9 protein-coding genes are annotated in these 13485 nt (G+C 42.3%); 5 read left to right on the top strand and 4 right to left on the bottom strand.

Annotated elements, in window-relative coordinates; translation table 11 throughout:
- Positions 1 to 3 precede the first annotated feature (3 nt).
- The 3 genes from HUS61_RS09640 (at position 4) to HUS61_RS09630 (ending at position 7120) form a co-directional block, all read left to right on the top strand.
- A complete protein-coding gene (locus tag HUS61_RS09640) occupies positions 4 to 870 on the top strand; it encodes a putative metalloprotease CJM1_0395 family protein (RefSeq protein WP_175083000.1) in 867 nt (288 codons plus the stop codon).
- Positions 871 to 1077: 207 nt separating this feature from the next.
- Positions 1078 to 1809, top strand: coding sequence for an outer membrane beta-barrel protein (locus HUS61_RS09635; protein ID WP_175082999.1), 732 nt, complete (start codon positions 1078 to 1080; stop codon positions 1807 to 1809).
- Positions 1810 to 2089: 280 nt separating this feature from the next.
- The gene (locus tag HUS61_RS09630; protein WP_175082998.1) at positions 2090 to 7120 is read left to right on the top strand and encodes a S8 family serine peptidase; all 5031 of its coding nucleotides are present in this window, start codon (positions 2090 to 2092) and stop codon (positions 7118 to 7120) included.
- A 123-nt stretch (positions 7121 to 7243) separates the two neighbouring features.
- Here the strand turns inward: HUS61_RS09630 and HUS61_RS09625 are convergent, their stop codons facing one another.
- The 4 genes from HUS61_RS09625 to greB form a co-directional block, all read right to left on the bottom strand.
- The gene (locus tag HUS61_RS09625) at positions 7244 to 9559 is read right to left on the bottom strand and encodes a Tex family protein (RefSeq protein ID WP_175082997.1); all 2316 of its coding nucleotides are present in this window, start codon (positions 9557 to 9559) and stop codon (positions 7244 to 7246) included.
- Positions 9560 to 9694: 135 nt separating this feature from the next.
- On the bottom strand, positions 9695 to 10276 hold the full coding sequence (locus HUS61_RS09620; protein WP_058586152.1) for a CBS domain-containing protein: 582 nt from the start codon (positions 10274 to 10276) through the stop codon (positions 9695 to 9697).
- 49 nt (positions 10277 to 10325) lie between these two features.
- A complete protein-coding gene (locus HUS61_RS09615; protein ID WP_054562854.1) occupies positions 10326 to 10631 on the bottom strand; it encodes a hypothetical protein in 306 nt (101 codons plus the stop codon).
- A 114-nt stretch (positions 10632 to 10745) separates the two neighbouring features.
- Positions 10746 to 11228, bottom strand: coding sequence for a transcription elongation factor GreB (gene greB / locus HUS61_RS09610; RefSeq protein WP_063528319.1), 483 nt, complete (start codon positions 11226 to 11228; stop codon positions 10746 to 10748).
- A 156-nt stretch (positions 11229 to 11384) separates the two neighbouring features.
- Between greB and ompR the strand changes: the two genes are divergently transcribed.
- Positions 11385 to 12104, top strand: a complete 720-nt coding sequence (ompR, locus tag HUS61_RS09605; RefSeq protein ID WP_054554428.1) for a two-component system response regulator OmpR — start codon at positions 11385 to 11387, stop codon at positions 12102 to 12104.
- 5 nt (positions 12105 to 12109) lie between these two features.
- A complete protein-coding gene (envZ, locus tag HUS61_RS09600; RefSeq protein ID WP_054562852.1) occupies positions 12110 to 13405 on the top strand; it encodes a two-component system sensor histidine kinase EnvZ in 1296 nt (431 codons plus the stop codon).
- Positions 13406 to 13485: the final 80 nt, after the last annotated feature.

Here is a 13485-nt window from a genome sequence, read left to right as displayed (position 1 = left end):
CTTATGAATATCGTCACTCCGTTTCCTTCGATTAATATCAACACAGCGAATGTGCACACTGAAAGTGCTCGCCGTGATAATCAGTTACGTGAAGTGATCCCACCTCCTGCTGCTACCAAGCCGAGTAACGCAGAAAATAAAACCTTGAATGATGGCGACAAAACCAAGCAGCCAGGTTCTGAAGCTGGTACGTATGATGCTAAAGGTCGTCTAGCTGAAGACAAAGTGATTGAAGAGCGCCAACAAGGTAGCGAACAAGGCGAGCCTGAACAATCAGAGCAAGAACAGCAAGAAGCTAAACAAGAGCAGCAAAAAGAGCAAAAGGTTGCAGAGCAAGAGCAACAAGACACTGAGCAAATTAAAGAGCTAAAAGCCCGCGATACCGAAGTGCGTATTCATGAACAAGCGCATGCAGCGGTAGGAGGGCAATATGCTGGCTCACCAAGCTATGAGTATCAACGCGGCCCAGATGGTACAAACTATGCCGTGGGCGGCGAGGTGCAAATTGATGTTGCTGAAATTAAAGGTGACCCAAAAGCTACAATTGAAAAAATGCAGACGGTGCGTGCAGCTGCGCTTGCACCTCAAGAGCCTTCAAGTGCTGATCGCTCAATTGCTGCCGATGCCACACAAAAGCTTATGGCAGCGCAAGCTGAGCTTGCCAGTCAATCAGTTGATGACGATGCTGACTCAGGCAAATCGACCTTCAAAATAAACAGTGAGTATGCCGAAGATAGTGCTACTCAAACCAGCGAAACCAAAACAGCAAAGCGTGATGTTGAAGTAGACGAGCGTGCCGCACGTATTGCTAATTTTTATCAAGCGGCTACCTCGCCCACGAACCAAAACCAGTTCTCTGCCTTTATTTAACTAATATTAATTAACAGTATCAGTTAATCACTTTGTGGCTAAAACTTGTCGCTAACGAAGTTTAAATACTACATAACTACTCACTTAATTTTTTAATGACTCTAACAGTTTCTTACATTTAGACTACAAAAACGAATATTGTTTCCATTGCGGGTCCTTGCTCGCTTTGGTAGATTGTCCACGATTTATAATTAGGATGATTAAACAATGAAATTCACTCTTCTTGCTTGCGCGTTGTCACTTGCTTCTACTGCTGTAATGGCAGAAAACACTTCACCATTAAGCTATGACTATGTTGAAGCTGGATATAAAAAGACAGAAATTGATGATATCGATGAGTTATCTCTGAAAGGCTTTGGTTTTAGCTTCAGTAAACAGTTTGCTGAGAACTGGTATGTAACAGGCCACTATTCAATTTTAAATGACGATTTAACATCACGTTCCGATTTCAGTGGTTCGGGTGTTTACGATAGCAATAATAATTATTTAGGTGACACACTCGTATCTTATTCTTACGACTATGATATCGATATGACCCGTTACGAAATTGGTTTAGGCTATATTTATTCGCTATCAGATCGCACTAAAGTTGATTTTTCTGCAAAGATTGGCCAGTTAAAAATAGAATCAGATTTTGACTTTAAAGAAGTCGTATCATATCAAGATCAAACTTTTAATAGCTTTTCACAGAGTGGTTCTGATTCAGAAACCGCAGATATTTTGTCTGCTAACGCGCAAATCAGACATCTATTAACTGATTCATTTGAGATCAACGCTGGCGTTGGCTACGAGCGTTTGCACGACGAAGAGAGCGAAAATAATGCTGTATTTCATGTGGGGGCAAACTATGCCTTTACACCAGCTTGGCTGATAAGCGCAAGCTATCGTGATGCAAATGATTACTCAGACCTTGCACTTTCGGTTCGTTATAACTTCTAATTTTTTAGCAGCTAGGGATGCCTTTTCCTAGCTGTTTTCACTACTCACTTTGTTTCTGTAATCGTATTTTGTACAAAACGCTACATTTTGTATAAATATCCTGCAATGCGTTTATTTTTACCGCTCTGGTGTTTATTTAATGTTAATTTTGTGTCTCAAGTGTGTACGGGTCGGTTTGACCATGTAACCCCCCCCTCTGTATATGTTTGCCTGCTAAATAATTTAGTGTGTCAGCTCAAACAATTTATGAGCTGTTTAGAATTAAATCAGTGGGAATCATATGCAACCTTGCAATAAGAAAATCGCACACTTGAAGAAAAGTTCAGTCGCCGTACTTACAGCCTTGTATGTCGGCGCTACAGGCTATGCTGCGGCAGAGCCTGGCTTTAACAAAGTGTCAGATAAAGGCTTTTATCAGCCAACATTTACAGCTGAAGATATCGCGAATTATCAACAAGAAAAACAAATCGAAGATCATCCAAGCTTGCTCAAAGGGAGTGCTCAACGCTTAAACCAGCACTATCAAAGTCAGCAGCCGGAACATGTTTTTCAACCTCAAGATGGGGTGACAGGCATTCAAACTTACATTGTGCAAATGCATGATGAGCCAGTGGCAAGTTATCAAGGTGATATTCAAGGTTTCAGCGCTACAGCTATTACTGAATCTCGCTCTTTAATGGTTAAAGAGCGTATTGATACAGCGTCGCAAAGTGTGCGCGCGTATCAAGGTTTTTTAAAGCAACGTCAAACAGCAGTATTAAGTAAGGCGCGTGCAATAGGTGCCAATATTGCGATTAAAAAGCAATTTACTCTTGCAAATAACGCGGTAGTGGTCGAAATGACACAAGCTGATGCAGAGCTACTTGCGACACAATCAGGCGTAAAGCGTATTACTCCTAACCGTATTTTTGAATTACGCACAGACCGTGGTCCTGAGTTTATTGGTGCTGATCAATTATGGCAGGGTGCAACACCGGCTTCATCGGTAGGTGTTAAAGGTGAAGGTATGGTTGTAGGTATTATTGATACAGGTATCAATACAGACCATCCTGCATTTGCTAGCGACGAACAATACAGTGAGAAAAATCCACTAGGCGCAGGTAACTTCGCTGGCGACTGTGAGGAAGAACCTGAGCTATGTAATGACAAGCTAATTGGTGTTCGCTCATACCCAGAAATCACTGCAATGAATGCTGATTATCAATTTGCACGTGCAGATCGCCGCCCTGAAAATGGTGAAGACTATAATGGTCATGGCTCTCACACAGCAAGCACTACGGCGGGTAATTACATCGAAAACACGCCGCTTCAAGCTGCAACCGGTGAAAAAGTAAGTGATGGTGAAAACTTACCATTTACGTTTGAAAGTACCAGTGGTGTGGCACCTCGTGCACACATTATTTCGTACCAAGTGTGTTATGCAGGAAACTCGGGGGATCTATACTCAGGCTGTCCTGAGTCAGCTATCTTATCTGCATTTGAAGATGCAATTGAAGATGGTGTAGATGCAATCAACTTCTCAATAGGTGGTGGTGAAAGCTTCCCGTGGGAAGACCCAATGGAAATGGCTTTCTTAAGTGCGCGTGAAGCAGGTATTTCAGTAGCAGCAGCAGCGGGTAACTCAGGCCCATATTATATGTCTGCGGATCATACTTCGCCTTGGGTAACCACAGTAGGCGCATCAACCCATGATCGTGTAATGGACCTAGGTGCTAAAACCATCAATAACTTCCAAGGCACTCGCGCGCCTTTTGCTGGTGAGTATACAGGTAAGAGTTTCTCTGGCGGTATCACAGGTGAAGTTGTACTTGCTGAAAAATACGATGACCCGAATGAAAATGATGATTACGATGCTGCAAGCTGTAATGCCCCTTTCCCAGCAGGCACGTTTACGGCTGACCAAATTGTAGTATGTTTACGTGGTGACATCGCGCGTGTAGATAAAGCTAAGAACGTGGCAGCTGGTGGAGCAGGTGGCTTCATTTTGCAAAACATTAGTTCGGCAGAAAATATTGTTGCTGATAATTATGTGATCCCAGGTATTCACCTACCAGCAAACGCACGCTATACAATTCGTAATTGGGTTAATGCTAACCCAGATGGCGCTGCTATTGCGACAATTGGCGAGCCAGAAAATAACTATTCATTTGATGAAGAAGCAGGTAATGAACTTGCGATCTTTAGCTCAATGGGGCCAAGTTATTACATCAATAACCTTGTTCCAGATGTGACGGCACCAGGTGTGGATATTTATGCAGCGAATGCCGATGACCAGCCATTTACAGCTAATCCTCGTGCATCTGATTGGACTTTCATGAGCGGTACTTCAATGGCTACGCCACATGTTACTGGTGCAATGACGCTACTTATGCAAATGCACCCAGATTGGACGCCAGCAGAAATTCAATCAGCACTAATGATGACGGCAAATAAAGTACGTATTTCTAACGGCGTTACTTTAATTGACCCATACTACAACTTCATGGCTGGTGGCGGTGCGATTGACGTAGCACAAGCTGCCAATGCGGGTCTTATCATGGATGAGACTATTGAAAACTATCATGATGCGAACCCGCGCAATGGTGGTTTAGTAGAGTGGCTTAACCTACCTTCGTTAGTTAACCAAGACTGCGAACTTGAATGTACGTGGATGCGTACAGTTAAGGCAACAAAAGATGGTACTTGGGATGCAACTGCTTATGGTTGGGCTGTTGAAGGTGAAGAAGAAAGCTTTGGTGTAGAAGTTAGCGTAACACCAAGTAATTTCACACTTCAAGCTGGTGAAACACAGGATGTGATGGTTACTATGAAGTTGCCAAATATCATCGAATCTAAGCTTGATCCTGTTGAAGAAGGTGCGCCTTGGGACAATATCTTAAATAAAGATGCTTGGTTCAACGGTAAAGTGTTATTCAAGAACACTGATGGTGACTCGCCTGATGCTCATTTCACATTAGTTGCGAAAAACGTCATTGATGAGCTACCAACCATGGTTGATATCGATATGGCACGTGCAAGTGCATCAGAATCAATCGTTGTTAATACCGATAGCTACAGTGAATTTACGCCGACTTATTATGGTCTAGTAAAACCAACGGAGATTACCGCAAATATCTTAGGTGTTGCACCTTATGTGACAAAAGATCGCGTAGAAAAAGCATGGGATATCCAGGCATTTGAAGTACCAGAAGGTACAAAACGCTTAATGGTTAAAGTTGCATCTACCGAGCAAACTACAGATTTAGAAGATCTTGCTGAGCCTCGCTGGCAAATGAAAAAAGCACACTTAATAGTGGGTTATGATGCTAATGAAAGTGGCTCATTCATGGTGTCTGATGAAGAGGTTGCGGAAGATTCTACTGCACTGATCAAAGCGCTTAATGAAGAAATGATTTGTTATTCTTCAAGTAGTGTTGAAGATAACTATTGTAATATTATCGATCCCAAGCCTGGTAAATACTGGTTTGCGACCGCAGCGCTTGCGGGTGCTCGTGATGTTGGCTATCAAACTGTCACACATTATGCGATTGTTAAAGAGCAAAATACCGGTGAATTCAGTGTATCAGCGCCACAGCAGCACAGCGGCAATGGTAACTATGAAATTGCTGTAAATTGGGATTTACCAGATGCGCAACCGAATGATGTTTATTATGGCGGCTTTGCATTAGGTAATGCTGAGGGAGCTGAAGGCACCCTTGGTTTCACATCGGTTAATTTAAAGCGTGATGCAGAGGCACTTACCTTAAATGTTGACCAAGACACTGCTCGCGCTATGGACTTAGTTAACGTTAATGTAAAACTTAAAGCCAACTATGAATCTAAAGCACGTGACTATTCATTGTCATTGACGATTCCTGACGGCATGCAAGTTTGGCCTGAAACGCTAACTTCAAACAATGAGGAAGTTGAAGCTTCATTAGTTGTAGAAGGCAACACGTTAACTATTCAAGGTACACAAGACGCAACGCGTAACGTACAACGTGATTATGTGGTAACTAACAACATCACTAATGAGATGTGTAAAACGCCAATGATTGATGAATTCTCAACAGGGGGATATATCGATTTATGGGGTGATTTTGGCATTCAACCTGAAGCTGCTTGGTATGAAGGTGGCTCAAATGTGTTCTTTGATGTGCCAATTGATTGGTTATTCTATAAAGAGGGTGCGAAGTTTGAAATTTACAACCAAGTAAATAATAACGAAGTACGTTTACACCCAACAGGTGCAATGCAGTTCACACCTATTTGGTGGATGATGAGTGCACACCGCGGTCCTGGTTTCTTAGTTGAAGCGCTTGCACCATTCTGGCGTGGCTCGTTTGAAATTGAAAACCTTCGCCATCCAACGGATCCAACAGGTCTAACGATTGCTTCTCAGTATAAAGAAGAGCGTCCTGACTTAGGTGATCTCGTATTTATGGAATTCGATAATGTGACTGATAAAAATACCGGTGACACGTTCGACTATGAAGTGATTTTACGTAGTGGTATCGATGACCATGAAGGTATGTTCGAAGCTATTTTTGCTTACGATAACCTAGGCGCAGGTGTTGATGAAGGGACTATCTTTATTGAAGGTGGTGATAGTGTTTACTCTACAACTGCCGGCTTTAAAGACGGTGCATTAAGCAATGTGGTTGGTTATGACGACCTTGGCAAAATCTTACAAGATGACTTAGTAATCTGTTTTGATTATGTTGGCCCAGAGCAAAGTGAAGTTGAGTTTAACTTTACTGCTACGGTTATGCCTGATGCGAAAGGTTCAGTGCAAGATATCACCCTTGATTACCAACTAGGTAGCCAAGAAGGTGGTATGTTAATGCACTCAATCGGCGTACAAAGCAACCTGAAAATGAGCGACATCGCTGATATGACGGTAGCAGAAAATGGCCGTATCGATGGTGTTGACGTGATGGTTGTTGATGCAGACCAGTCGCCAAATGAATTAGTGGTAACCGGTGAGAATGTTACGGCTGAAGTTGACGGAATGTCGTTTAACTTAATCCCTGATGCACATTTCCATGGTGAAACAATGGTAACAGTCACAGTGCTAGACAAAGCTAACCCAGCAGACAAAGTAAGCAAAGAATTCTTGCTTATGGTTGAGTCTGATGGTGTAGAGCTTGGTTGTACTGATGCTGCTGCAACTAACTATGATGCGACTGCGAATGAAGATGATGGTAGCTGTGAATTCGCTTCACAAGTAACACCAGAAACTGAAGCGGAAACTAAGAGTTCTTCAAGCGGCTCATTAGGTCACTTCATTGTGTTACTACTGCCATTACTTGCACTTCGTCGTCGTAAGTAATAGCGATAAAGGCTCAGTTTATTGAGCCTTTCATAGCAACGAGACTGATTAAGTTGCTATACAAATAAAAAAACCGCGTAAGTTTACACTTACGCGGTTTTTTCGACTTATGCCAACAGCCTATTATTTTTTCACTTTTGCATTGGCAAATGCATCTGCAAAGGCATTACCCATGGCAACATTGCCAAATTCGCGTTTTTGCTTAGGTGCACTTTTCGCTTTCGCAGCAGGCTTAGGTTTGCTAGCTGGTGCGGCTTTATTGCTGGTATCAACATCATCGTCTAAACGCATGGTAAAGCTAATACGTTTACGAGCAGCATCTACTTCAACTACTTTTACTTTTACAATATCGCCAGCTTTAACCACTTCACGTGGATCAGAGATAAACTTGTTAGTAATCGCAGAAATATGCACTAAACCATCTTGGTGTACGCCCACATCAACGAAGGCACCAAAGTTAGCAACGTTAGACACTACACCTTCTAAAATCATTCCTGGTTTTAGGTCGTTAATGGTTTCAACACCGGCTTTAAATTCAGCTGTTTTAAACTCAGGACGCGGGTCACGACCCGGTTTATCAAGTTCTTTGATAATGTCGGTAACCGTTGGCAAACCAAATTTTTCGTCTGTGTAGTCGTTTGCAACGAGCTTATTTAGGATGTCAGAGTTACCAATTAGGCTGTTTACATCTAAGCTGTTCTTCTCGCAAATACGCTTAACAACCGGGTATGCTTCAGGGTGAACTGACGAGTTATCAAGAGGATCTGAGCCTGTGCTGATACGTAAGAAACCGGCAGCTTGTTCAAAGGCTTTAGGCCCTAAACGTTCAACTTTTTTAAGTTCAGAGCGTTTGCTAAATGAGCCATTCGCATCACGGTAGCTAACAATGTTTTGTGCTAACGTTTTGTTTAAGCCAGATACGCGAGTCAGTAGTGGCACTGACGCCATATTTAGGTCTACACCCACTGAGTTTACACAGTCTTCAACCACTGATGTTAGCGTTTGACCAAGTTGGCTTTGCGATACATCGTGCTGATATTGACCTACACCGATTGATTTAGGCTCAATTTTTACCAGCTCAGCAAGTGGATCTTGTAAGCGGCGTGCAATAGACACAGCACCACGTAGTGAAACATCAAGGTTAGGGAATTCATTAGCGGCAAACTCAGATGCCGAATAAACAGAAGCGCCGGCTTCACTAACCATCACTTTATTAAGTTTAAGCTCAGTATTGGCTTTAATCAGTTCAGCTACTAATTTGTCAGATTCACGTGAAGCCGTGCCATTACCAATAGCGATTAGCTCAACTTTATGCTGGCGGCATAATTGCTCAAGAGTACGAAGCGATTTATCCCAATGATTTTGTGGTGCGTGCGGGAAAATCGTTTGTGTTGTTAACAGCTTGCCTGTGCTATCTACAACAGCAATTTTACAACCAGTACGTAAACCAGGATCCAGACCTAACGTGGTGCGTGGACCTGCAGGAGCGGCCATTAATAAATCTTTTAAGTTCTTAGCAAAAACGTCAATTGCGCCGGTTTCTGCTTTTTCGCGCATTGCACCTAAAAATTCATTCTCAAGGTGAAGGCTTAACTTAATTTTCCATGCCCATTGCACTACGCCCATTAACCAACTGCTTGCAGCAGAATTGCTAACATCTAAGCGATAATGATCGGCAATCATTTGTGCACACACTTGCGCCGGGTTTTCTGCGCTTGGCTCAGGGTTGATACTAAGTTGTAATACGCCTTCATTACGAGCACGCAGCATAGCAAGTGCACGGTGTGATGGTACTTTTTTAAGCGGTTCTTGATGCTCAAAGTAGTCGCGGTACTTTACGCCTTCATTTTCTTGGCCAGCGATTACAGTACTTTCAATTTGACCATGTTGTGCGATATGGCTACGGAATTTAGCTAGCAGTTTGGCGTCTTCAGCAAAGCGTTCCATTAAGATAAATTTAGCGCCATCTAACACTGCTTTATTATCTGCAAAGCCTGCATCAGCATTAATGTAGTCACTTGCTTGTTGTTCAGGGTCGAGACTTGGGTTGTTAAATAGCGCATCGGCAAGCGGCTCAATACCCGCTTCAATGGCAATTTGCCCTTTTGTACGACGTTTAGGTTTGAAAGGCAGATATAAATCTTCAAGCTCAGTTTTACTGTCAGCGTTATTAATATCAGCACTTAGTTCGGCTGTTAGCTTGCCTTGCTCTTCAATAGTATTAAGGATAAAGCTACGGCGTTCTTCTAATTCACGTAAATACGATAAGCGCTGTTCAAGTAAACGTAGTTGCGTGTCATCTAAGCCACCAGTTACTTCTTTACGATAACGGGCGATAAAAGGAACTGTGGCACCTTCATCAAGTAATTTGATTGCAGCAACAACCTGTGGTTGCTGGGCACTTAGCTCTGTTGCTAAGCGTGCAGAGATATTGCTCATGCATAAACCTTTTTAAAAATAGAAAATCAGTAAAACTGAAGATTAATTGCCTGAATAATATCACAATAAGAAGGCCTTAAAAGCACTGCTTTTAAGGCCTGCAAAAATAGTCCTACACAACGCAGATTTTAACGCTTAGTGCGGGTGATCAACCTGCTGTAATACTTCGCTAAAGCCATTAGCAATTGGGTTGATATTAACAGGGATATGTAATTTTTTAGCGATCTCTCGAGCTGAAATCAAACCACATATTTCTTGTTTAGCACTGGTTACTAATAAGAACATCATTCCTTGGTGTTCCATGGTTTGCAGTGCATCGCCAATACTTGCGTAGCTGATACTTTGTAGGCTCACACCAGCTAAGCTGCTAAGTGGCGTCATTACATCGTGTAAGGTAATTTCGTCACGGTGTAAGTTCAAGCGCTGTGCAAGGATCATAATTTTTGAGCTTTGCAGATCAGCACTAGAGGTGATACCGAGTAGTTTATCTTCGCTATCAACCACTAAAATAAAATCTGAGCAACAGCTATTTGTTTGCTTTAAAGCATCAACAATAGTGGTGCCGTAATGTGCACGTAAAGGGTCTTTTTTAGTAAAGCTATTAAGTACTTTTAAAGCTGAAGAAGTGAGATCTAGTGTTGGCTCAACTTCATTCACTGCATTAGATAATGCGCCATTAGAGATATCTTGAAGACGTAATTCTTTGAAATTATTCATTTTGGTCACCATACATTTTAATAAAACTGAAATAGAAAATTTGAGTTAATTAAAAAGCAGGTGGCCCTCGCTGGTGCGCGCTATAAACAGACACCTTATTACAAGGGTGAACATACGAAACTACACGTGCATCTGGCAGTGGTTGGGCTACATTAGCAACGAACGCAGGTGTATGTTTATCGAGGTCGGTATCTAAGTTGGCAGGGTCTGCACTATCACACGCAATAAAGTGAGCGGTTGGCGTAACACTGTCTGAATGGCTTTCTATATCACTGGCGTAAGATATCAAACTCACACTAATTAATAGTGCGAATACAATGGCATTACTCATTATGCGTTGTATTGCGTTTGACATACTTACTACCTTCTAAAACTCAAGTAATGATTTATCTTGAGTACCTTTAGTTATAGATCACATTTTTAGACTAAACAATCACTAATTAACGCTTTCTGAATTTTCTGGCAAAAGTTATTTCGCGTCCGGATAAGTTATCTCATTGATATACCATTCTTTTGCGCCTTCAGGCGTGTTCACCGAAAAATCATCATCTACCTGTTTGCCAAGTAGCGCTCGAGCCATAGGTGCATCAATCGAAATGTAATCTTTGCGCTCGTAAATTTCGTCGGGGCCGACAATACGAAAGCGCTTTGTATCGCCTTGTTCATTTTCAATTTCGACCCAAGCACCAAAAAACACTTTACCCGCTTGCTGTGGGTTGTAGTCAACAATTTTAAGATCTGGCATGCGTTTACGAAGATAGCGTACACGGCGATCTATCTGTCGTAAAACACGTTTGTTGAATTGATAATCTGCGTTTTCTGAGCGGTCGCCTAAGCTTGCTGCCCAAGTAACAATTTTGGTAATTTCAGGACGTTTTTCATGCCATAAATAATCATGTTCTTGTTGTAATTGCTGATACCCTTCTCGGGTTATTAAATTTGTCTTTGCCATTTTATTCAGCCTAAAAAGAAAACCAGCCGCAAAGTATACCCTTTGTCGAGTGGGATTTTGAAATGTTCAGTAACAATCTAAGCGCGTAATTCGTTTTTTATTCTTAACTTTTTCATTTATATTAATAAGTAACATATTACAAAAAGAATGAAAGTTATGGGACACGAAACGACAAAAGTATTGGTTGTTGATGACGATATGCGCTTACGTAGCTTGCTAGAACGTTACCTTGTAGAACAAGGCTTTATTGTTCGCTCAGCAGCAAATTCAGAGCAGATGGATCGCTTATTAGAGCGTGAAAACTTCCATTTGATAGTATTAGATTTAATGTTGCCAGGTGAAGATGGGTTATCAATTTGCCGTCGTTTACGTCAAAAAGAAAATGACATTCCAATTGTAATGCTTACAGCCAAAGGCGATGAAGTTGACCGTATAATCGGTTTAGAGCTTGGTGCTGATGATTACATTCCTAAACCATTCAACCCACGTGAACTGTTAGCGCGTATTAAAGCAATTTTACGTCGTCGTGCTAAAGAAGTGCCAGGTGCGCCTGCTGCCGAAGAAAACGAAATTAGCTTTGGCGACTTCACACTAAACCTTGCGACCCGCGAAATGAGCCATGGTGATAAAACAATGTCGTTAACCAGTGGTGAGTTTGCGGTATTAAAAGCGTTAGTGACTCATCCACGTGAACCGCTTAGTCGCGATAAACTGATGAACTTAGCGCGTGGCCGAGATTACAGTGCGCTTGAGCGCAGTATCGATGTTCAGGTTTCACGCTTACGCCGTATGATTGAAGTGGATGCTGCTAATCCTCGTTATATCCAAACAGTATGGGGCTTAGGCTACGTATTTGTGCCAGACGGTGAAAAATAACAGTAATGGGCATGTTTCCACGTAGTGCGTTTGGACAAACGGTATTTTTGGTTGCAGCCCTGCTGTTAATCAATCAAATTGTCTCTTATATCACGGTCAGTTTTTATGTTGTTAAACCAACTATAGAACAAGTAAACCTGATCCTATCTAAACAGGTGAAAACCGTGTTTATTGAATGGGAAGAGGGCGTTGAGGTAAGCAAAGAAGCCTCTGACAAGTTTTTTGAGATCACCGGCATCGAAGTGATGACCCAGCGCCAAGCGATGAGTGAGGGGTTAGCTGAAACTCGTGAGTACTCAATGCTATCGCGGAGCATGTCGAAAGAGCTTAATGGCTCTGCTCGGGTACGAATTAGTCAAACCGATCCACTGGTTTATTGGGTTGAAGCACCGCAAGCACCGGGTTATTGGGTGCGTGTGCCGCTCACAGGCCTACAAGAAAACAACTTAAAGTTTTTAACTTTTTATTTATCGAGTATTGGCTTTTTAAGTGTACTCGGTGGGTGGTTGTTTGCCCGCCATCTAAATAGACCTTTAAAAGCATTGCAACAAGCGGCTGTGAAAGTAGGCGTGGGTGACTTTTCTACCAAATTAGAAGAGCAGGGCTCTACAGAAGTGATTGAAGTAACCCGTGCGTTTAACCAAATGTCGCGTGGTATTGCAGCTCTTGAGAACGACCGTCGGTTATTAATGGCAGGTGTTTCCCATGACTTGCGCACGCCGCTTACACGTATTCGCCTTGCCACCGAAATGATGTCGGACGATGAAGATTACCTTCGTGAAGGGATCATTCATGATATTGAAGACATGAATGCCATTATTGACCAATTCATTGAATATTTACGCCACCACAAACGTGAAGAGCTTGAGTTAGAAGATTTAAACGCGATCGTTTCTGAAGTTGTCGAAGCTGAACAAAAACATCACCGCACTATTACCTTTAAAGAGAACCCGAGCTTAAGCGAAGTGCCAGTGAGTATGGTAGCAATAAAGCGTGTTGTTACTAATATGATTGAAAACGCAATTCGCTATTCAGATGGAGATATAGAGGTCGAAACCCGCGTGAGCAGTAATAAAAAGTTTGCCATGGTCGTGGTTAACGATCATGGCCCGGGGATCCCTGAAAGCGAACTTGAAACTGTATTTGAACCGTTTAAACAAGGTGATGCTGCTCGCGGTAGCGAAGGCAGTGGCTTAGGGCTTGCGATAATAAAACGTATTGTCGATATGCACGGCGGCCGAGTACAACTACTTAATCGCCCAGAGGGAGGCCTCAGCGCGCAAATCTATTTGCCTTTTTAAAAGTATTTAGCTTTAAGCCTTAAGCTATGAGTTTCAAGCAGCCCGAGTGGGCTGCTTTTTTATTGCCATAAAAAAACGCG

Origin of the sequence: Pseudoalteromonas sp. 0802, assembly GCF_013350085.1 — a bacterium.
GTDB lineage: Bacteria > Pseudomonadota > Gammaproteobacteria > Enterobacterales > Alteromonadaceae > Pseudoalteromonas.
This window is presented reverse-complemented; position numbering and strand designations above follow the sequence as displayed.